Below are 21487 nucleotides of genomic sequence, written 5' to 3'. Positions count from 1 at the left end.
GACCCGGCAGGGCAAGCGCAAAGCGGCCCCTGACCTGGTGCACCGCCACTTCGACGCGGTCTCCCCAAACGTCCTACGGGTGGGCGGTATGACCGAAATCGAGACCGGGGAGGGAAAGTTGTACCTGGCCACGGTCATCGGCCTGTTCTCGCGCCGACTGCTCGGCTATGCGATGGGTGCGCATCACGACGCTGCCCTGGTCGCCGCGTCGCTGAAGACGGCCGCCACCACGCGCGGCGGCGATGTGGACGGCGTGATCTTCCACTCCGACCGCGGCAGCGAATACACCAGTCAGGCGTACAACGAGCTGTGTGACCGGCTGGGCGTGGTGCAGTCCATGGGGCGGGTCGGGTCGGCGCTGGACAACGCCGCCGCGGAGTCGTTCAACTCGCTGATCAAGGTCGAGTACATCCACCGGCACCAGTCCGCCACCCGGACCGAGGCCCGGCTGAAGATCGCCACCTGGATCACCGGCTTCCACAACATGCGCCGCAGACACTCCGCGGCCGGCGGGCTACCGCCGGTGGAGTTCGAACAGATCATCAGCGAAGCACGCGCCAGCCACCATCAGGAGGACCTGGCCGCATAAGGAAGGCCTCTACGCTTCCAGGGGATTGACAGAGGCTGCCTCCCCTGCTCGCGGGCCGCACCTGGGCGAAGGCAGTGGAGCCGAGGCGGAGGCGGCCGAAGCCGCCGAGCGGCGAGCGGCGAGCGGAGATCACGGATCTGACCCACCGGGTCGTCGCCGGCGCCCTGCTGACACTGCCCGTGCTCTTCGCCGTCATGGCGCACGAACTGTTCGGCACCGACTGGGTGCCTGGCTGACTGCTCGACCACTGGCTGCAGCTCGCGCTGATCACGCCGGTGATGTTCTACACCGGCTGGCCGATCCACTCCACCGGCTGGCTGCCCCTGAAGCACCGCGGCGCCGACATGAACTCCCTGATCACCCTGGGGACCACGGCCGCCTACGGCTACAGCCTGCTGGTCACCCTCGTCCCCGGCCTCCTGCCCGAGGACGTACGGGAGGTGTACTTCGAGGCGGTCGGGGTGATCCTCACCCTCATCCTGCTCGGCCGCCTGCTGGAGGCTCGCGCCAAGGCCGGCACCGGCGAGGCCATCCGTTCCCTGCTGGGCCTCCAGGCCCGCACCGCCCGCGTGATCCGCGACGGCACCGAGGCCGAGATTCCGGTCGGGGACGTCGCGGTCGGCGACGAGGTGGTGATCCGGCCCGGGGAGAAGGTCCCGGTCGACTCGGTCGTGCTGTCCGGGACCTCGGCGGTGGACGAGTCGATGGTCACCGGCGAGCCGATGCCGGTCACCAAGCACGCCGGGGACACGGTCATCGGCGCCACCGTCAACACCACCGGCTCCCTGCGGGTACGGGCGAGCAAGGTCGGCGCCGACACGATGCTGGCCCGGATCATCCGCCTCGTGCAGCAGGCCCAGGCGTCCAAGGCCCTCATCCAACGGCTCGCCGACACCGTCTCCGCCTACTTCGTCCCGGCCGTCATCGCCATCGCCGTCGCCACCTTCGCCCTCTGGTACACCATCGGCCCGGCCCCAGCACTCACCCTGGCTCTGGTCTCGGCGGTGGCGGTGGCGGTGGCGGTGGCGGTGGCGGTGGCGGTGGCGGTGCTGATCATCGCCTGCCCGTGCGCGCTCGGGTTGGCCACTCCGCTGTCGGTGATGGTCGGCACGGGCAAGGGGGCCCAGGCCGGCATCCTCATCCGCTCCGCCGAGGCCCTGGAGACCGCCCACAAGCTGGACACGATCGTGCTGGACAAGACTGGCACCGTGACCGCGGGCAAGCCCGTCCTCACCGACGTGCACACCGCCGACGGCTTCCAGGACGAGGAGCTGCTCGCCCTGGTCGCAACGGCCGAGGCGGACAGCGAGCACCCGCTCGCGGGCGCGATCGTCGCCGGCGCCCGGGAGCGCGGCCTCACCCCGCTTGCGGCGAGCGGCTTCGACTCGGTCACCGGCAAGGGCGTGAAGGCCACCGTCGACGGCCACACGGTCCTCGTCGGCACCGCCCGGCTGCTCGCCGATGGCGACATCGACACCGGCGCCCTCACGGAGGTCGCCGCCGGCTTCTCCGCCGAGCGCAGGACTCCGGTCCTGGCCGCCGTCGACCGCCGGCCCGCGGGCGTTCTCGCCGTCGCCGACACCATCAAGGACGACTCCGTCCAGGCCATCGCCGCCCTGCACCGGCTCGGCCTGCAGACGGTCATCATCACCGGCGACAACGCCCACACCGCAGCCGCCATCGCCGCCCAGGTCGGCGTACGCCGTGTCCCGGCCGAGGTCCTGCCCGAGCACAAGGCCGACGAGATCCGCCGGCTGCAGGCCGAGGGCCGCACCGTGGGCATGGTCGGCGACGGCATCAACGACGCCCCCGCCCTGGCCGCCGCCGACGTCGGCCTGGCCATCGGCACCGGCACCGGCACCGACGTCGCCATGGAGGCCGCCGACATCACCCTCTTCTCCGGCTCCCTTACCGGCGTCGTCACCGCAATCCGGCTCTCCCACGCCACGATGCGCAACATCCGGCAGAACCTGTTCTTCGCCCTGATCTGCAACGCCGTCGGCGTGCCGCTCGCCGCCGGCGCCCTCTACCCGCTGTGGGGCATCCGCCTCAGCCCGATCATCGCCGCCGCCGCGATGGCCCTGTCCTCCCTGTCCGTGGTCACCGACGCATCCCGCCTGCGCCGCTGGCACACCAGCCCGCTGCCGGCCGCCACGGCACAGCCGGTCGAGCCCCGGGTGGAATCCGCAGCCGACCGAACCCCGGCCCTCACCGCGACCGCAGCACACGAGCATCACCACCAGCCCGAGCCCGCCGTCGGCGAAGAGCCACAGCCCGGCATCGAGGACAGAGCGGTCGACCCGGTCTGCGGCATGCACCTGAACCCGTCAACCGCCACCGAACGCCACGACACCGACAACGGCAGCTACTTCTTCTGCTCCGCGCAGTGCGCAGCCGCCTTCGACGCCCACCCGGACCACTACCTCGCACCTGCGGGGAACAGGGCACCGGAAGAAAACGAGAGCCGATGACCACGGCAGGCACTCACCTCCCGCCGTCCCCGCCAGGCGCCGCGCCACCGGGCTGCACCGACCACAAGAACGATCACCTGACCCGGCTGAACAAGCCGGCCCTCTGTGGGAGGACCTGCACCGTTACGTTTTCCCGCTCGGCCATCTCACCCAGGTACTCCAGCTGCCCACGCCACTCCCCCCCGTTCTTCAACGGTGTACGCAGGACTGCTTCAGCGAGGATCGTCCGGAACGGCGGGGGCCGCGCCTTCCAGCAGCTCCCGGCGCCCGACCCGGGCCTTCACCTGCCGCTCCAGTTCCGCTCCTTTGATCCCGCCCGCCGCCGGCACCTCCCGTGCGTACCCCTCCGTCTGCAGCAGCCCCGGCACCACGCTCACCGCGAAGTGCCACAGGCTGACCGTCTGCGCCTCCAGCGCCATGTACCGCCGGTGCTGTTCGCGGAACTGCGTGTGGTCGCCGGCGGCCAGCTCCCACAGGGCCAGCAGCATCCCCGGGGCCCCGTAGTACTGGTCGAGGGCCTGGGCGACCTCGGGGCTGCCCAGGGTGTCGCCCTTCTCCATCTTCCCGAAGAGCGACCAGTCCCGGCCCAGCCGCTCTCCGAGCTGCCGCAGGCTGACGTCTTTCTGGGCCCGCAGCCGTCGTAGCTCCTCGGCGAACCGCTGGCGCGGTTCCTGGCTGCGGCTCGTGACGACGCGGCGCTGCGACAAGGCCGTTCACCTCCACGGACGGTGCGGGAGGCGCGTCCGCCCAGGCTCTCGTGACGCGCCGAGTACGCAACGTAATACGCGGTGTTGGGGGAATACCGTCGTTTCACGCCGATTCACCCGGTCGTATCCCCCTACCGCGTGCCCGCCGTCGCCTTCTCCGGGGACACCACCGTGTTCCAGTGGACCGTGCGGTCGCACCAGTGGTCGAGGAGGACGTGGTCGTGGCCCACGGCCAGGAGGCCGGCGCCGGTTTCGGTGCGGTAGGCCTCGACCACCGCCACCAGGGCAGCCGTCGTCGACGCGTCGAGCATCGCGGTCATCTCGTCGCAGATCAGCCAGCGGGGGCGGAGCACCAGTGCGCGGGCCAGGCAGGCGCGTTGGAGCTGGCCGTCGCTGACCTCGTGCGGGCGGCGGGTGAGGAGGTCGGGGGTGAGGCCGACGGTGGCGGCCAGGTCCGGGACGCGTTCGGGGACGGTGTCGCGGTGGCCGGTGGCGCGCAGGGGTTCGGCGATCAGGTCGGCGAGGCTCAGGCGGGGGTCGGCGGAGAGGCGGGGTTGTTGGAAGACCACGCCGAAGGTGGTGCGCAGGTCGCGCGGGGCGCGGTGGCGCCAGTGGCGTACCGGGGTGCCGTCCAGGAGGAGGGTGCCCGCGTCGGGGCGGTGCAGGAGGGCGGCGACCCGGGCCAGGGTCGACTTGCCGCAGCCGCTGGGGCCGAGCAGGCCGACGGCCTCGCCGGGGGCGACGGTCAGTGAGGCGTCGCGTACGACGGGGGCCGAGCGTCGGTCGTAGCCGGCGGTGATGGCGCGCAGTTCAAGCACGGGCGTTCTCCGGAGCGGGGCTGGCCTCGACGACGGGATGGTGGCAGGCGGCCGTGGTGGTCAGGGGTGGGAGGGTGGTGCAGGTGGGGGTGGCCCGGCCGCAGCGGGGGGCGAAGGCGCAGCCTTCGGGGAGGGCGCCGAGTTCGGGGGGCATGCCGGGGATGGGGGTGAAGGCGCGGTCGGGGAGGGCGTTCAGGAGGCCCCGGCTGTAGGGGTGGCGGGGGCCGGGGGTGCCGAAGAAGGTTTTCGCGTCGGTGAGTTCGACGATGCGGCCGGCGTACATGACGGCGACGCGGTCGGCGATGCGTTCGGCGGCGGCGAGGTCGTGGGTGATGATCAGGAGGGCTCGGTCGCCGGTGGCGTCGACGTGGCCGCGGAGTTCGTCGACGGTGTGGTCGACGAGGTCGCGGTCGAGGCCGGTGGTGGGTTCGTCGGCGAGGAGGAGGGGTGCGTCGCCGACGAGGGCGAGGGCGGTGGCGGCGCGCTGGGCGAGGCCGCCGGAGAGTTCGTGCGGGTGGCGGTCGAGGTGGTCGGCGGGGAAGGCCGCGCGGGCGGCGGCCTTTTCCCCGGCTGCGCGCAGGGCCGCGCGGCCGCGTACGCCGGTGAGTGCGGCGACCGTCTCTTCCATCTGGGCGCGGATGGTGCGGACGGGGGTGAGGTGGGCGGCCGGGCTCTGCGGGATGAGGCCGATGCGCCGGCCGCGCACGGTGCGGGCGAGGGTGCGTTCGTCGGCGGCGAGCAGGTCGAGGTCGCCGAGGAGGGCGCTGCCCGCGGTCTGCGCGTTGGCGGGGAGCAGGCCGAGGAGGGCGGAGGCGAGGACGGACTTGCCGCAGCCGCTCTCGCCGATCAGGGCGAGGCATTCGCCGGGGACGACGTCGAAGTGGGCGTCGGTGACGGCGGCGACGGGGCCCGGGCCGGGTACCAGGAAGCGCACCGACAGTCCGCGGACCGACAGCACGGGGGGTCGCTCGGTCACAGCATGAGCTCCGATCGGCGGCGGGGGTTGATCCGTTCCCGCCACACGCCGGCGAGTCCGGCGATGGCGAGGGTGGGGATGATCAGGAAGAGGCCGGGGAAGAGGGTGGGCCACCACTGTCCGGCGAGCAGGGTGCCGCGGGCGCCCTGGATGAGGGTGCCGAGGCTGGCGGTGTGGGTGGGCAGGCCGAGGCCGAGGAAGGACAGTGCCGACTCGTGCCACATGGCGTGCGGGATCATCAGGACGGCGGCGAGTCCCGCCTGCGGCAGTACCCCGGGCAGCAGGTGGCGCAGGACGACCCGGCGGCGGGAGGCGCCGCCGGAGACGGCCGCGTCGATGTACGGGCGGGAGCGCAGGGAGAGGACCTCGGCGCGGACGATGCGGGCGGTGGACAGCCAGTGGGTGGCGGCGACCGACACCACCACCGGCCAGACGCCGGGCCGGAACATGGCGACGATGAAGATGCCGAGCAGCAGGTGCGGGACGGAGGAGATGGTGTCGACCAGGCGCATGACGAGGCGGTCGACCCGGCCGCCGAGTGCTCCGGCGGTGGCTCCGACGGCGGTGCCGATCACGGTGGCGGTGAGTGCGGCGACGACTCCGACGAGCAGGGAGACCCGCAGGCCGTAGACGCAGCGCAGCAGCAGGTCGCGGCCCACGTCGTCGGTGCCGAAGGGGTGGGACCGGCTCGGCGGGAGGAGCTTCGAGGCGAGGTCGACGGCCTGCTGGTCGAGCTGGACCAGCGGGGGGACGAGCAGGACCGCGAGGGCCGTGAGGCCGACCAGGGTGGCGGAGACGCGCAGCCGCAGGGTGTGGGTGGAGCGGCGTGCGGTGCCGCGTGAGCGCCACACCGGTTCCCCTGCCGGGCCGGGTTCCGTGCCGGCCTCGGTGCGGGCCGTCGTGCCGGCTGTGGATTCAGTCATCGCCATCACATCTCACCGAGCTTCACTCTCGGGTCGGTCAGTCCGTACAGGAGGTCCGCCAGGAGGTTTCCGGCGAGGACGGCGGCGGTGGCGAGGGTCGTCAGCGCGGCCAGGAGCGGGAAGTCGACGGCGGTGGCCGCCTCGACGGTGGCGGCGGCGATGCCGGGCCAGCTGAAGACGGTCTCCACCAGCAGGGCGCCGGTGATGAGTTCGGGTACGCGGGAGCCGATCAGGGTGAGGACGGGCAGGAGTCCCGAGCGCAGGGCGTGGCCGAGCAGGACGGTGCGTTCGCCGAGGCCGCGGGCGCGGGCGCCGCGTACGGGGTCCTCCGCGAGGGCGTCGCCGACGCCCTGGCGTACGTACAGCGTGAACCAGGGGAGCTGGGAGACGGCGAGGACGCCGGCGGGGAGGATCAGGTGGTGTGCGACCTGGCCGGCGGTGACGTGTTCGCTGCCGGTGTCGGTGAGGCCGCCGGCGGGGAGGACGCCGAGGTGGAGGGCGAACAGCCAGACGGCGAGCAGGGCGATCCAGAAGACCGGCGCGGCCTCCAGGGAGTACGCGAGGGAGGTGACCGTGCGGTCGAGGGGTGAGCCGGGGCGGCGGGCGGCGAGGACGCCGAGCAGGGTGCCGAGCAGGACGGCGACGGCGAACGCGGCGGTGCACAGCAGCGTGGACCACACGATCCGCTCGCCGATGGCCTCGGCGACCGGTTGGCGCAGCACGCTGGACTGGCCGAGGTCGCCGGTGACGGCGGAGGTCAGCCACTGCCACCACTGGGCGGCGAAGGGGCGGTCCACGCCGAGGTTCTCGCGGAGCCGGTCCAGGGTCTCCTGGTCGGCGCCGAGGGCGGCGGTGCCGGCGTAGGCCTTGACGGGGTCGAAGGGGGAGGCGGCGGCGATGGCGAAGACGCCGAAGGTGACGACGAGCAGGACGGGCACGGCGAGCAGGGCCCGCCGTGCCACGAGGCGGGCCATGGGGCCCCAGGGCAGTGGGGTCACTTCTTGGGCTGCCAGTTCTCGGCGTTCCACCAGGGGCCGCTGGCGAAGCCGTGCTCGTGCGGTTCGACCTGGGTGGTGAGTCCGTCCCAGCGGTCGGCGAGGACGTAGAGGTGGTCGATGTGGGTGAGGAAGGTGTAGCCGGGGTTCTCGGCGAGTTCGCGCTGGAGGTCGTCGTAGGCGGCCTTGCGGTCCTCGGGGTCCTGGCTGCGGCGGCCGGTGTCGAGGGCCTCGTCGACGGCGGGGTTGTCGTAGCGGGCCATGTTGTTGAAGCCGTCGCCGGCGAGGGAGGAGTGGAGCAGGGTGTAGAGGCCGAAGTCGGGGTCGCCGGTGCTGCCGAAGCCGGCGAGGACGGCGTCCTTGCCCATCCGGGGTTCGATGACCTCCCAGGTGGCGCCCTCGACCTTGACGTCGATGCCGGCCTTCCTGGCGTCGGAGGCGTAGGCGAGGGCGTGGTCCTGGCGGACCTTGTCGCCGGAGGGGTAGAAGAGGGTGAAGCCGGCCCGGACGCCGTCCTTGGCGCGGATGCCCTCCGCGCCGTCCCGGCCGGTCCTCCAGCCGGCCTCGTCGAGGATGCTGCGGGCCTTGTCGAGGTCCTGGGGGCGTTCGATGTCCTTGGTGTACCAGGGGTCGTCCAGGGGCAGCGGGCCGTAGGCGGGGCGGCCGGCTCCGTCGAGGATCTTGTCGACCATGGCCTCGCGGTCCACGGCGAGGTCGAGGGCGCGGCGGATCGCGGTGTCGCCGGTGACCTCGTTCGCGGTGGGGAGGGTGACGGCGCGGAAGTCGTAGGAGGTGGCCTGGTGGGTCCTGAGGCCGTCGTCGTTCTTGAAGGTGGCGGCGAGGTTGGGCGGGAGGGTCGCGCCGTCGAGGTCGCCGGAGCGCAGGCGGGTGGCGCGGACGTCGTCGTCGGCGATGACCGCCATGGTGAGCTTTTTCACCTTCGGGGCGCCGCCCCAGTAGTCCGGGTTCGCCTTGAAGGTGAGCTTCTCGCCCTTGCTCCAGCCGGTGAGGACGTACGGTCCGGTGCCGACCGGCTCGGTGTTGAAGGCGCCGGTGTTGGGGTCCTGGCCGGCGGTGATGTGCTCGGGGACGATGGGCAGGACGGTGCGGGCGGCGAAGGCCGCGTACGGGTACTTGAGGGTGAAGACGACCTTGTCGTCGCCGTCCGCGCGGACCTTCTCGACGGCGTCCAGTTCGCTCTTGGCGGTGTTGTTGGTCTTGTCGTCGAGCACCGTCTCGTACGTGTGGACGACGTCCTCGGCGGTGAGGGGTTCGCCGTCGCTGAACGTCACGCCGGAGCGCAGGGTGTAGGTGTAGGTGCGGCCGTCGTCGCCGATCTCGGGCAGGGCCTTGGCCAGGGCGGGCTCGAGTTCCAGGTCGGCGTCCCGGGCGAGCAGCCCGTCGAAGATCTTGGAGTTGCCGTCCTTGCCGTAGCCGAGCAGGGGGCTGAGGGTGTCGGGTTCGGAGGGAACGCCGATCACCACGGACTCGGCGGTCCCGCCGCCCGCGCCGGCGTCCGGGCCGCCGGTGGGCGCCGAGCAGGCGGCGGCCAGCGCGAGCGCGGCGGCCGTGGCCGCCGCGCCGGTGGTACGCCGTATTCGTCGGGTCGTCATCGAACCTCACACCTCTGCTGACTGGAATAAGTTGTTGCATATTAATTGCAGCAAGGTTCTGCCCGGGGCCCCGGCCCCTCATGCCGACGCTTCGGGGAGCAGCGGCCACCGGGAGGCCGCCCCACGCCGCCGTCACACGTGTGACGTCACACGCCGCCGTCACACGTGGACGTTCGTCCGGCCCTCCGACCGGGCGGCGCCGGGCGCGGTGGCGATGCGGCCCCGTGTCCCGATCCCGGACGAGTTGGCCGCGGGCCTCGGCCCCGACGGCCGGGAACGGCTGCTCGCCACCCCCGCCGGGCCGTGCGAGCGAGGTACCACGGTCGTCATGGCCGCCCACCACATGGACCCCGCCCTGCGCCGGACCGACGACGCGGCGCCACTCACCTCCTCCGGAGCGCGCACCGGCCCGACGGCCGGGAGCCCCACCCGCACGGACCTCCTCACGACGGCCGGACTGCGGCTTCCGTGGGGAGGCGCGGCCGCGCACCTGCCGTGTGCGTGAGGGCTGCCGGCCGAGGGGGCGCCGCCCCTCGTGTCCCGGAGGAGCCGCCGGCGGCGGCCTCGACCTGCCGGCGGAGCGCTCCGCCCCCTGACCGCATCATCCGGAACGTCCCCCTTACGGGCGATCCCCGAGGGCCCCGCGCCGTGAGCCCGTGCAACCGCAACAACAGCTCAGTGCCGTACAGTTGGCCGAAAATCGGCCACCGGGCAGCAGCGCGAGCACGCCGAACCGGCAGGGAAGCGGAGGGTGTTGCGGAGGCGAGGGACAAGCGGTACCCCTGCGTCCAAGCCTCCCGGGCGCGCTGGTCGCCGCTCTGCAGCCGTACCACGCGGCCATGTCCCACCAGCACATTCACGACGAAATAGGCTCCGGCGGCGGACCACGTGCGCAGACAAGGTTCCCCACACATCCGGATGACTAGCATGGGGCCAGTTTTCGTCCGGACGACGGCCGTCCTTTTGGCGGATCCGTCCCGGCCTGCGGTCGGCGCGCGTGCCGTCGGCTCTTTTTCCTCCCGCACTCGAGTACCGAGGGACTGCTGAATGTCAGTGCCTGCACCGCCCAGTCAGCACCGGCCGGAGAAGGCGCCACAGGCCTCGCCGGCCGTTCCCGCGATCGCCCTGGTGGTGAGCGCGGCTGCCGCGGGGACGGCGGTGGCGACGGCGCCCGCCGCTGCCACCACGTGGACGCTCGTGTCGGCCGCGGTCGCCTGGTGCTGCGTGGCCGTCGCGGTCCTCGTCGGCGCCCTGCTCGTCGGCCGGGCCCGGCGGGCGGCCTGGGAACGGGGGCGCGAGACGGACCAGCTGAGAGACCGGCTGGAGCAGCTCAACGCCGAGTCGGCGTACCTGGTGAACGTCACGATGCCGGCCGTCGTCAAGCGGTTGCGCGACGGAACCGACGTGGGCGACGCCCTCACGAGCGCGGCCCCGCCGTCCGACCCGCAGCTGCGGCGGATCATGCACACCTTCGCCACCGCCTGCGCGGAGTCCGTCCAGCACGCCGGGACCCTGAGCACGGAACTTCTTCAGGCCCGGCAGGAACTGGAGGAGATCGCCGCCGAAGTGGAGCGGCTGACGCACAAGGCGCTGCCCGCCGCCGTGGCGAAGCTGCACGAGGGCAGTTCGGCGGACACCGTGCTCGCCGAGTTCGAGTGGTCGCACGCCCCGATGCTCCGGGCCCCCGCCGAATCGTTCGTCCGGGAGCTGGCCCGCAGCGAGCGCCGGGCCGCCGCCGCGCAGGCCACCTCGGCGAAGTCCCTGAGCCGCGTACAGGCCAAGGCGGTCAGCATGCTCGCCGACCTGAGGGAGATGCAGGAGCGGCACGGCGAGGAGGTCTTCGGTGATCTGCTGAAGCTGGATCACAGCACGTCACAGCTGGGCCTCATGACGGACCGTCTCGCGCTGCTGATGGGCGGCCGGTCCAGCCGGGCGTGGAACAAGCCGATCGTGATGGAGAGCATCCTGCGCGGTGCGGTCGGCCGGATCGCCGCCTACCGGCGGGTGCGGCTGCACTCGTCGAGCACCGCGGCGGTCTCCGGGTTCGCGGCGGAGGGCGTGATGCATCTGCTCGCCGAGCTGATGGACAACGCCGCCAACTTCTCGCCGCCGATCGACGAGGTCCACGTGTACGTGGAGGAGCGCAGCGCCGGCACCGTCGTCACGATCGAGGACAGCGGCCTGAAGATGGCGGACGCGGCGATGCGCCACGCCGAGGAGGCGGTGGCCGGCCTCCTGCCCGACCTCGCCTCGTTGCAGGGCACGCGGCTCGGTCTCGCCGTCGTGGGGCGGCTGGCGACGAAGTACGGCATCGACGTCAACTTCCGGCCGTCCTCGCGCGGCGGCACCGGCGTCGTCGTCCTGCTGCCCCCGCAGCTGCTCGCCCAGCAGCGGGACCCGGGCCCCGGACAGGCCGCAGCCCGCCCGCCCGCCGCCCCGCCCGTGGCCGAGGTCACGCCCGCGGCCCCCGCCGCGCCTGCGCCCGCCGCACCGCCCGCCGTGGAGATGCCCCGCACCGCACCGCCGCGGCCCACTGCCGAGCGACCCACTGCCGAGCGGCCCGCCGCGCGGCCGGAGCTCCCCGGGCAGGGCAGCTCCCAAAGCGCCACGCCGAACGGGCTGCCCGTCCGCAGGCCCGGACGCACCATGGCCGAGGCGGAGCGCGAGCGCGAGCAGCGCCGGCCCTCCCCCGGCCCCGCGAACGGTGTCCCGGCGGACGGTCCGGCACGCGACGCGGGCTCCCGCTTCGGTGCCTTCCACCGGGGACGCCAGTCCGGGAACAAGGCCGGCGAGCCGGAATCCGGGCCGCCCGCGTCCTCGTAGGCCCACGCCCTCGTCCCCCCCCGTACGGCGCCCGGGGCATCGGCGTCCCATCCCCCTCCCCCGCTCGAGTTCGTGAGATTGGAGAAACGGGCGGTGACCGGTCAGCCCGGCACCACCGTCCCGACACCCACCATGCAGACCACCGACAACAGCCTCACCTGGCTTCTGCAGAGTCTCCTGGAGCGCACGCCCGGCACCCGGCACGCGCTGGTGCTGTCCCGGGACGGCCTCAAGCTGTGCTGGTCCGAGCATCTGTCGCTCGACCAGGCCGACCAACTGGCGGCGATCTGTTCCGGAATCCAGGCGCTCGCCCAGGGCGCCTCCGTCGAGTTCGGCGACGGGACCGGCGGGGTGCGTCACTCCATGACCGAGTTCCACGGCGGCCTGCTGTTCATCGTGGAGGCCGGTGAGGGGGCGCACCTGGCGGCCCTCGCGGACGAGAGCGCCGACCCGAGCGTGGTGGGCCATCAGATGACGGAGCTGGTCGAGCAGATCGGGGAGCATCTGCGGGCCGAGCCCCGGACGTCCGCCCAGGGAAGTGCCACGTCGTGATGCGCAGGCCCGTGGACACCGGTGACCCCGACCGGCTCTACCTGGTCACCAATGGACGCAGCCGCAGCGATGACGCGTTCGACCTGGTCACCCTCGTGGTCAGTGAATGCGAGCCCACCCCCGGAATGCAGTCGGAGCACGCCCGGATCCTCGAGCTGTGCCGTCATCCGACGGCCCTGGTCGAGATCGCCGCGGAGCTGAGCCTGCCGATCACCGTGGTGCGGATCCTGCTCGGCGACCTGCTCGCCACGAACCGCATCACGGCCCGCCATCCGCACGCGGCGAAGGCCGTCGCCTCGCTCCCCGATTCCGCCCTTCTCCAGGAGGTTCTCCATGGGCTCCGCAACATCTGAGCTCCCCTCCCGCCACACGCCCCTGGCCGACGCCGCCGAAACCGGTCTGAAGATCGTCATCGTGGGCGGTTTCGGCGTCGGCAAGACCACCCTGGTCCACTCGGTCAGCGAGATCCGGCCGCTGACCACCGAGGAGGTCATGACGCAGGCGGGGATCGGCGTCGACGAGCCGGGCGAGGGGACGACGAAGACCACCACGACCGTGGCGTTCGACTTCGGGCGGATCAGCCTCAACGAGCGCATGGTGCTCTATCTGTTCGGTGCTCCGGGGCAGGAGCGTTTCTGGTTCCTGTGGGACCGGCTGTTCTCCGGCACGCTGGGCGCGGTCGTCCTCGTCGACACCCGGCGGATGGACGACTCCTGGTACGCGATCGACCGGCTCGAGCACCACCAAACGCCGTTCGTCGTCGCCGTGAACCGGTTCGAGGACGACGAGAACCGGTATTCCCTGGACGAGATACGGCAGGCGCTCGCCCTGCCCGAGCACGTGCCGCTGATCGACTGCGACGCGCGGAGCCGGCATTCCGGCAAGGACGTACTGATCACCCTCGTGGACCACCTCTACGCACTGGCCATGGCCCGGGAGAAGACACCGTGACCGACACCGGATCCCCCGCTCGGCAGGCCCCGCCGGGCTGCCCCGCCCACCCGGGCGCGGTGCGCCTGGCCGGGCTGGAGTACCAGCAGAGCCCGTCACAGCTGTACCGGGCACTGCGCCGTGAGCACGGCGCGGTCGCTCCCGTACTGCTCGACGGGGACATCCCGGCCTGGCTGGTGATGGGCTACGCCGAGGTCACCTATGTGACCCGGCACGACGACCTGTTCGCGCGGGACTCGCGGCGCTGGAACCAGTGGCCGAACATCCCGCCGGACTGGCCGCTGCTGCCGTTCGTCGGATATCAGCCGTCGGTGCTGTTCACCGAGGGCGACGAGCACCGGCGACGGGCCGGGGTGATCACCGAGGCGCTGGGCGGCGTCGACCAGTTCGAGCTGGCCCGCAACTGCCGGCAGATCGCCGACCGGCTCATCCCCGAGTTCGCGGGGAGCGGGCGCGCGGAACTGATGAGTCAGTACGCGCACGCCGTGCCGGCCCGTGCCGTCGTGCAGATGTGCGGGATGCCGCTCGACGCCACCGGCACCCAGCAGCTGGTGGACGACCTGCGCATTTCGCTGGACGCGGCCGAGGGCGACGACCCGGTCGCCGCGTACGGGCGGGTGGCCGAACGCCTCACGCGGCTGGTGAAGGAGAAGCGGGAGCGGCCGGGCCCGGACGTCACCTCGCGGATGCTGCTGCACCCGGCGGGGCTGAGCGACGAGGAGGTCGTCCAGGACCTGATCTCGGTGATCGCCGCCGCTCAGCAGCCCACCGCGAACTGGATCTGCAACACGCTGCGGCTGCTGCTCACCGACGAACGGTTCGCGCTGAACGTCTCGGGCGGCCGGCTCAGCGTGGCCGACGCGCTCAACGAGGTGCTGTGGCTGGCCACGCCGACACAGAACTTCATCGGCCGGTGGGCGGTGCGGGACACACAGCTCGGCGGGCGGCGGATCCGGGCGGGCGACTGCCTGGTGCTCGGGCTGGCGGCGGCCAACACGGATCCGCAGATCTGGCCCGACGGGCACGTCGGTGCGGAGAACTCCGCGCATCTGTCGTTCAGCAACGGTGAGCACCGCTGCCCCTACCCGGCCCCGTTGCTGGCCGACGTCATGGCGCGCACGGCCGTCGAGACGTTGCTGGACCGGCTGCCGGACCTGATGCTCGCGGTGGAGGCGAAGGCCCTGTCCTGGCGTTCGTCGATCTGGATGCGAGGGCTGTCGGCGCTGCCGGTGCAGTTCACGCCGGTGGTGCATTAGGGCCTGGGGGGGCGGAAGGGACGTCGTCGCCCGAGGGGCGGCCGCACGGCGTCATGGGGTCCCCCTGCTCGGGCGAAGCCGAGACCTTCGGGGAGCGTGCTCCCGGCGTGCCGCCCGGGAGCCCTCCTGCCGCCCGGAAGCCCTCGTACCGGGCGTACCCGGGCTTTCGGGCGGTACGGCGGGAGCGCGTGCCGGGCGTCGCACGGCAGACGCCCCCTCCGCCACAGGCCCCGGCGGGCGGTGCGGACGGACAGGCTCCCTGGGGGCGGAGCCCGTGGCCGTCCTCGGGGTCAGTCCGTGAGCGGAGTGAAGCGCACCGGCAGGGACTGCGGTCCCCGGGTGAACACCCCCTTCTCGACGGGGTCGAAGCCGTCGGCGAGCCGTACGTCGGGCATGGCGTCGAGGAGCTGGTTCACCCCGATCTCGACCTCGGCCTTGGCGAGCAGGGCGCCCACGCAGAAGTGCCGGCCGAGGGCGAAGGCGAGGTGGTCGGCGGCGGCCGAGAAGGCGGTCGTGGTGGTGAGGTCCTCGCGGAAGACGTCGAAGCGGTCGGGGTCGCGGTACCGGCTCTCGTCCCGGTTGGCGGCGCCGATGAGACAGGTGACGGTGGCGCCGGCCGGTATGGTGCCGCCGCTGAGGGAGACCTCGGTGGCCGACTGACGCATGATCATGTGGACGGGCGGGGTGTAGCGCAGCGTCTCGGCGAACGCGCTGGGGATGAGGCTGCGGTCCTCGCGGACGGCGGCGAGCTGCTCGGGGTTCAGCAGCAGGTTCGCGAAGATGCCGGCGATGGCCTTGTCGGTGGTCTCGCCGCCGGCGGCGAGCAGCAGGCTGCAGAACGCCTTGATGTCCTCGTCGCTCATCGACACGCCGTCGACCTCGGCGGCACACAGGGTGGACAGCAGGTCGTCGCCGGGGTCGGCGCGGCGCTGCCGGATGATCGGCAGCATGTACTCGGCGAACTCGCTCCGGGTCCGCTCCCCCGCCGCGGCCACCTCCGGGTCGCCGGAAAGGTTGCCGAGGAAGGCGATGACGGAGGTGTACCAGCGGTGGAAGCGTGCGTGGTCGGCCTTGTCGAGGCCGAGCATGTCCGCGATCACGTTGACCGGGAACCGGGTCGCGTAGTCGGTGACCAGGTCGGCGGAGCCGGTGTGCCGGAAGGCGTCGATGAGCTCGCGCGAGTTGCGCTCGATGAAGGGGAGGAACTTCTCCTGGAGGTCGCTGCCGCGGAAGGCGGGGGCGACCAGGGCGCGGCGCACGGCGTGTTCCCGCCCGCTGAGCTGAAGGATCGTTTTGCCGTGCACCGGCTCGATCTGCCAGTCGTAGTTGTCGGTGGTGAACTGGTTGTTCTTGTCCTTGAAGACGCGCTCGACGTCCTCGTAGCGCGAGACGATGTAGCTCTGGGTGGCCTCGTGCCAGATGAGGGGTGCGCTCTCGCGCATCACGCGGTAGGCGGGGTAGGGGTCCGCGGCGAACTCGGGTGAGAGGATGTCGGGCACCTGCTGCGCGGTGGACATGAAGCTCCCTGGGATTCAATAACTGATGTAGCGCACAAGGTTATTGATCATTCATCGACCGGGACAGTGCTGCCCTGGGTCCTCTTGGGCGTTTGGCGATCGTTGGCCGAAAATCGCCCTGCGGGAATCGGTTCCCGTGTCCCCGGAGCCCGGGCGCCCCGCCCCGCCCCGCCCCGCCCCGGTCCGGTCCGGTCCGGTCACAGGTCTCCCTCCTCCGGTGACGGTCCCGGTGCGGGAGGGGACGTGTGCCGGGTCGGCGGCCCGGCCATGAGCCGGCGCGGGTCGGCGGCCCGGGTGATGGCCGATTCGACGGCGGCGATGCGGTCGCCGAGGAGGGCGAGGGCGGCGACGGCGCGGGTGAGGGCGTCGTCGCCGGGTCCGCCCGGGGCGTGGGTGCGGACGTGGGCGGCCCTGACCTCGGTCCAGCGGGCGGCCTGCGCGGCGGTGAGCGTGCCGCGCAGTTCGGCGAGCTTGAGCAGGTTCGCCTCGGCGCCGGTGGTGAGGGTCTGCGCCTCGGCCGCGTAGTGGTCGTCGACGACCGCGGCGAGTTCGGCGTCGTTCATGACCGGCTGGATCCGCTGGGCGATCTTGTTCATGTTGCGGTAGGAGCCCTGGAGCCGGAACGGCGGTTCGCTGCGGGCGTCGTCGGACTGGGCGGCGGAGGCGATGTAGGCCTCGTTGACCGCGAGGACCGTGCGGCGGGCGGTGAGCAGGTGGTGCAGGACGGCCAGGACGCGGTCCAGTTCGGTGGGCGCGTACGGGTGGGTGAGCCGGTCGGCGTGGGCGGTGGGGTCGCCCTCGGCGAGGCGGATCAGCAGGTCGAGGTCGCCGCGGTCGCGGCCGGCGAGCGGGGCCAGGACGGGGTTGGCGGTGAGGGCGTTCTCGACGAAGCTGGCGGCGAAGGCGTCGTCCTTGCCGGTGAGGACGTCGCCGAGGTTCCACACGTCGGCGCGGTTGGCCAGCATGTCGGGCACCCGGAAGAGGTCGCCGGACTCGGTGTAGGGGTTGCCGGCCATGCAGACGGCGAAGCGCTTGCCCCGCAGGTCGTAGGTGCGCGGCGCGCCGTCCCACACGCCCTCCACGCGGCGGGTGGCGTCGCAGAGCGGGATGAACTTCTGGAGGAGTTCGGGCGAGGTGTGCTGGATGTCGTCGAGGTACAGGAGCGTGTTGTTGCCGGCGGTCAGCGCGAAGTTGATCTTCTCGATCTCCTGGCGTGCGGTGGCGTTCGGCGCCTCGGCCGGGTCGAGCGAGGTCACCGAGTGGCCGAGTGCCGGACCGCTGATCTTCACCAGGACGAGGCCGAGCCGGTCGGCGACGTATTCCATGAGGGTGGTCTTGCCGTAGCCGGGCGGGGAGACGAGCAGGAGCAGGCCGCCGGTGCCGGTGCGCCCCGACTCGCCGGTGGTGCCGAGCTGTTTGGCGAGGCTGTCCCCGATGAGGGGGAGGTAGACCTCGTCGACGAGGCGGCCCCGGACGAACGACGACATCACGCGCGGGCGGTGGTCGTCCAGGCGCAGCCGGGTGCGCTCGGCGGCGACCAGGGCGGTGCGGCGGCGCTGGAAGGCACGGAACGCCGGGGCGTCCCGGTCCCTGAACTCCTCGGTGCGGGCGAGGAACTCGTCCAGGCGGAGGGTGAGCCGGCGGTCGGTGACGCGGGGGTGGGTGCCGAGCAGGCCGTCCACGGTGACGGTGAGCGGCGCGTCGGACTCGTGTCGGGGCACATCCGGGCAGAGTTCGGCGGCGACGGCCTCGGCGAGGTCGCCGGGGGTGAGGTGGCCGCCGGTGGCGGCGGTGTACGCGGTCAGCCAGGCCTCGACGAGCTGACGGCGGGAGGAGAGGCCGGAGAGGGCCGGCAGGTCCGCGTCGTAGGCCTCGGTGGCGACGGTGCGGCGGAACTTGTCGAGCAGGGTGCGGGTCTGCGCGCTGATGACGAACCCGTCGGTTCCGGTGGTGAGTTCGTCGAAGAGGTAGGCGGCGGCGGCTTCCGGGCGGGCCGGCGCACCGCCCGTGCCGGCGGTGCCGTCGTCCCGGTCGGCGATGCGGCGGGCGAGTTCGGCGCGCAGGTCGGCGAGGGCCGGGGGCGGGCCGAAGGCGTCGCGGACGCGGGCGAGGGAGCGGGCCCGGCGGGTGAGGTCGGCGCGTTCGGGGGCGGTGGTGCCGTGCGTCCAGTGGAGCAGGGCGAGGGCGCGGGCGGCGGGCTCGTGGCGCAGGAGCCCGGCCCCGTCGTGCAGGGGCAGGAGGGCGGTGATCAGGGCGGTCGCGTCGTGGTCGTGGACGCCGCGCTCGTATCCCTCGTCGTAGGCCTCCTCGGCGGCCCGGCGCACGAGGCCGGCGAGGTCGTCGGTGGCCTGCAGGGCGTCGGGGCCGTGCTCGTGCAGCAGGCGGGCGGCGAGGTGTTCGGCGCGGTAGACCTCGGGCGACTCGGACGGCAGGTGCCGGTTCCAGTAGCGGCGGCCGTCGGCGAGGGCGGGGTCGGTGACGGGTGCGCGGTGGTCGGTGCCGGTGAGGGCGAAGGCGAGGCCGTCGCCGTGCGGGACGAGGGTGAGGTCGAGGGGCTGGGTGGTGACGGCGAAGCGGTGGCTGCCCAGGCGGATGGCGCGGCCGCCGTCGGCGTAGAGGTCGGTGCGGTCGCGCAGGGCGCGGGTGGCTTCCTGCCGGGCGGAGCGGAGCCGCCCGTCGAGTTCCTCGGCGCGGGCCCGGTCGCCGAGGTCGCGGAGTTCGCCGGCGGTGCGGCGGACCTTGGCGACCAGGGGGTCGGAGGCGAAGTAGGTGCTGACCTCGTCGGTGTCGGCGAGGGTGGCGCAGCGGCGGGCGATGGTCTCCAGGACGCGTCCGGCGGCGGAGGCGAGTTGTTCGGCGCGGCGGGCGCGGGCGTCGGTGAGGCTCTGTTTGCGGGCGGCGAACGCCTCGTAGATCCCGGTGCGTTGGTCGGCGAGCTCGCCGAGGACGTCGTCGAACTCCGCGAAGCGGGGCTCCAGGGTCTCCAGCTGGGCCAGGACGCGCGTCAGTTGTTCGTCGCAGGACTCGGGGTCGGCGGCGGCCGCGAGGGCGCCGGTGACGGTCTGGCCGAGCAGGGCGAGTTCGGCGGCGAATCCGGCGCGGGCCTCGCGGTCGCGCAGGCCGCGGCGGCGGGCGTCGAGGGTGGCGCGGGCGCGGTTGACGCCGCCGAGTGCTTCGGCGACGCGTTCCAGGACGGCGGTGCGGACGGTCGCGTCGCCGATGTCGAGTCCGGCGACGACCTCGGTCACCGTCCGCAGCCCGTCGGCGAGTTCGTCCAGGCGGGCGGCGACCGGGACGGCCTCGGCGGCGGTGCCGATCTGCTCGGCGTCGGCGACGAGGCGTTCGACGTCGGCGTGGTGGGCGGCGAAGGCGTCCTCGTGGGCGAGGTGGGTGACCGCGCGCCGGCCGAAGGAGTCGAGGTCGCGGCCGGCGTCGGCGGCGAGTTCGTCGATGCGGGCGTGGTCGGCGTACCGCATCTCCTTCAGGGTCAGCAGATGGCCCTGGGCGTGGCGGAGTTCGGTGAGGCCGGCGACCCAGGCGGCGGCCTCGCGGGGCTGCTCGCCGCGCAGCCGGCGGACCACGGAGCCGACGCGGCCGGCCGCCTCGTCGAGCGCGGCGGCGGCGCGGCGGCCGAGGTCGCGTACGGTCTCGAACTCGGCCAGGACCTGTTCGGCGGTGGCGCGCACGTCCTCCAGCGGGCCGCGCAGGTCGCCCAGTTCGGGGTCGCCGAGCCAGTGGTGGGCGTCGGCCGTGCGGACGCAGGCGGCGACCAGGGCCGCGTACACCTCGGTCGTCGGGGTGGTCCCGGTGACGGAGCGGACCAGGGACAGGCAGGCGGAGACGCCGCGGACGAGGTCGGCGTTGCCGACCCGGTCGAGGGGGCCGTCGCCGACGGGCCGGCCCGCGGCGTGGGTGTCGGAGACGTAGGGCGAGTGCCACAGCTGGAGCGGGTGGACGCGGGCGGGTTCGTCGCCGTCGGGCCGCAGCAGGGTGAGCGCGCCGTCGTCGAAGAGCGCCCAGCCGTGGCAGCTCAGCGGTGCGGCGACCTCCTTGCGGATCACGTTGTAGGACAGGAGCAGGGCGCGGCCCCGGCCGGGGGCGTGGAAGGCGTACAGCACGTCCTCGCCGTTGGGCGAGCGCACCTCGCGTTCGAACGCCATGCCGGTGGTGTCGAGTTCGTACGTCTTGTGGGTGCCGGCGGCGAGGCAGTAGCCGCCGGGGAAGACGATGCCCTGGTCCTCGGGCAGGCGCCGGCAGCCCTGACCGATGCCGTCGAGGCGGACGAGGGTCCGGCTGAGGGTGTTGAAGACGAGGTGGCGGTACGCGGTCTCCTTGTAGGGCAGGACGCGCAGCAGGATCAGCGCGCCGACACGGGCGTGGGCGATCTCCGCGTCGGCGAGGGACTGGAGCGGCTCGTCGACCGGTGCGGTGTGGATGCCGTCGGGGGTGTCGGTGTCGTTCTCCGTCTTGACGGTGAGGGTGCCGCCGAGGGTGTCGACGAAGAGCTCGCCCTGGACGCCGACGTGCGGGTGCCGGCCGACGACGTGGTCCTCGCGGGTGGTGAGGGTCCAGGCGATGTCCGGGTCCGGGGTGCGGGCGTGGTCGCGGTCGCCGCGCGCGTCGAGGAAGGCCGCCCGGCCGTCCTCGGACACCGACCAGCGCAGGACGCGGATGTCGCCGGCCTTCTCGCCGGTCTGGAACACGGCGAGGAGTCTGCCGTCGACGCGGCGCAGCCGCAGCAGGCGGGCCTGGCGGTAGTAGCGGTGCAGGGCCTTGAACTCCCGCAGGAAGTCCGGGTCGTCGAGGAGTCCGGGCACGGCGTCGGCGGGCAGCCGGTTCAGGTCGCGGTCGTGCGCGGCGAGGACGTCGCCGACGGCGGTGTCCGTCTCCGGGCGGGGCCGGGCGCCGTGGCCGAAGAGGAGCACGTCGCCCACGGCGACGACGTCGCGGGGCACGCTGGTGCGGTCGGTGCGCAGCCGTTCGGTGCCGGTGAGGCGCAGTTCGGCGGTGCCGAAGGTCTCGATCCGGAGCCGGTTCAGCTCCTCGGTGCGACGGGCGAGTTCGGCGGCCTGCGCGGTGAGGCGGTCGCGCAGCACCTGATAGGTGCCGCCGTCGACGGCGTCGTGGGCGGCGGTGCCGGCGCCCGCCCCTGCCGGGTGGTGCGCGCCCTCGGCGGACTGCCGGGCGGTGCCCGTGCCGGATGTCTCGTGGGTGCCGGTGGTCATGGCTGCCTCTTGCCTTTCGAACGGGAGCGGTCGGGGAGCCGCCGTCCCCTGTGCGGCGGCTCCCCGACCCG

Annotated in this window: 16 protein-coding genes and 1 pseudogene; 9 read left to right on the top strand and 8 right to left on the bottom strand. The window is 73.1% G+C overall.

Annotated features, from left to right (window positions below; translation table 11 throughout):
- From TU30_RS18475 to TU30_RS18470, 3 genes are all read left to right on the top strand, one after another.
- The coding region (locus TU30_RS18475) for an IS3 family transposase (protein WP_042171458.1) at positions 1-589 on the top strand (589 nt) is incomplete at its 5' end.
- Positions 590-663: 74 nt separating this feature from the next.
- On the top strand, positions 664-825 hold the full coding sequence (locus TU30_RS37380; RefSeq protein WP_234307900.1) for a hypothetical protein: 162 nt from the start codon (positions 664-666) through the stop codon (positions 823-825).
- Between the two features lie 42 nt (positions 826-867).
- A complete protein-coding gene (locus TU30_RS18470; protein WP_234307905.1) occupies positions 868-3060 on the top strand; it encodes a heavy metal translocating P-type ATPase in 2193 nt (730 codons plus the stop codon).
- 91 nt (positions 3061-3151) lie between these two features.
- On the opposite strand, the pseudogene TU30_RS18465 reads toward TU30_RS18470, so the two are convergent.
- From TU30_RS18465 to TU30_RS18440, 6 genes and pseudogenes are all read right to left on the bottom strand, one after another.
- Positions 3152-3767 (bottom strand): annotated as a pseudogene (locus TU30_RS18465) (helix-turn-helix domain-containing protein); the annotation flags it as partial.
- Between the two features lie 131 nt (positions 3768-3898).
- Positions 3899-4585 carry an ABC transporter ATP-binding protein gene (locus TU30_RS18460; protein ID WP_042171363.1) on the bottom strand — a complete coding sequence of 229 codons (687 nt, stop codon included), beginning with the start codon at positions 4583-4585 and terminating at the stop codon, positions 3899-3901.
- Positions 4578-5561 (bottom strand): ABC transporter ATP-binding protein, encoded by a 984-nt coding sequence (locus TU30_RS18455; protein ID WP_042171362.1) that lies wholly within the window; start codon positions 5559-5561, stop codon positions 4578-4580. Before TU30_RS18455 ends, TU30_RS18460 begins: the two co-directional genes overlap by 8 nt.
- The gene (locus TU30_RS18450) at positions 5558-6490 is read right to left on the bottom strand and encodes an ABC transporter permease (RefSeq protein ID WP_370626672.1); all 933 of its coding nucleotides are present in this window, start codon (positions 6488-6490) and stop codon (positions 5558-5560) included. Before TU30_RS18450 ends, TU30_RS18455 begins: the two co-directional genes overlap by 4 nt.
- Entirely contained in the window at positions 6490-7458 is a 969-nt protein-coding gene (locus TU30_RS18445) for an ABC transporter permease (RefSeq protein WP_042171360.1), read from the bottom strand. The genes TU30_RS18450 and TU30_RS18445 overlap by 1 nt, the downstream gene beginning before the upstream one ends.
- A 20-nt stretch (positions 7459-7478) precedes the next feature.
- Complete coding sequence (locus tag TU30_RS18440) at positions 7479-9092, bottom strand: ABC transporter substrate-binding protein (protein ID WP_042171358.1); 1614 nt, start codon at positions 9090-9092, stop codon at positions 7479-7481.
- A 214-nt stretch (positions 9093-9306) separates the two neighbouring features.
- Between TU30_RS18440 and TU30_RS18435 the strand changes: the two genes are divergently transcribed.
- From TU30_RS18435 to TU30_RS18410, 6 genes are all read left to right on the top strand, one after another.
- The gene (locus tag TU30_RS18435) at positions 9307-9597 is read left to right on the top strand and encodes a hypothetical protein (protein WP_052479849.1); all 291 of its coding nucleotides are present in this window, start codon (positions 9307-9309) and stop codon (positions 9595-9597) included.
- A 542-nt stretch (positions 9598-10139) separates the two neighbouring features.
- Entirely contained in the window at positions 10140-11915 is a 1776-nt protein-coding gene (locus TU30_RS18430; protein WP_042171356.1) for an ATP-binding protein, read from the top strand.
- A 93-nt stretch (positions 11916-12008) separates the two neighbouring features.
- Positions 12009-12467 carry a roadblock/LC7 domain-containing protein gene (locus TU30_RS18425; protein ID WP_042171354.1) on the top strand — a complete coding sequence of 153 codons (459 nt, stop codon included), beginning with the start codon at positions 12009-12011 and terminating at the stop codon, positions 12465-12467.
- Positions 12464-12820: a DUF742 domain-containing protein gene (locus TU30_RS18420; RefSeq protein ID WP_042171351.1), complete on the top strand. Its 357-nt coding sequence runs from the start codon at positions 12464-12466 to the stop codon at positions 12818-12820. The genes TU30_RS18425 and TU30_RS18420 overlap by 4 nt, the downstream gene beginning before the upstream one ends.
- Positions 12801-13418, top strand: a complete 618-nt coding sequence (locus TU30_RS18415; RefSeq protein WP_042171349.1) for an ATP/GTP-binding protein — start codon at positions 12801-12803, stop codon at positions 13416-13418. The genes TU30_RS18420 and TU30_RS18415 overlap by 20 nt, the downstream gene beginning before the upstream one ends.
- Positions 13415-14674 carry a cytochrome P450 gene (locus TU30_RS18410; RefSeq protein WP_042171347.1) on the top strand — a complete coding sequence of 420 codons (1260 nt, stop codon included), beginning with the start codon at positions 13415-13417 and terminating at the stop codon, positions 14672-14674. The genes TU30_RS18415 and TU30_RS18410 overlap by 4 nt, the downstream gene beginning before the upstream one ends.
- 290 nt (positions 14675-14964) lie before the next feature.
- Here TU30_RS18410 and TU30_RS18405 read toward each other — a convergent pair whose 3' ends face one another.
- Entirely contained in the window at positions 14965-16191 is a 1227-nt protein-coding gene (locus TU30_RS18405) for a cytochrome P450 (RefSeq protein ID WP_042171345.1), read from the bottom strand.
- A 197-nt stretch (positions 16192-16388) separates the two neighbouring features.
- Positions 16389-21416 (bottom strand): DNA repair ATPase, encoded by a 5028-nt coding sequence (locus TU30_RS18400; RefSeq protein ID WP_042171343.1) that lies wholly within the window; start codon positions 21414-21416, stop codon positions 16389-16391.
- Positions 21417-21487 lie beyond the last annotated feature (71 nt).

It is taken from the genome of Streptomyces sp. NBRC 110035 (genome assembly GCF_000829695.1).
In the GTDB taxonomy this organism is placed as follows: domain Bacteria; phylum Actinomycetota; class Actinomycetes; order Streptomycetales; family Streptomycetaceae; genus Streptomyces.
Note: the sequence above shows the minus strand (reverse complement) of the source record. Positions and strands in the feature narration are given on the sequence as shown.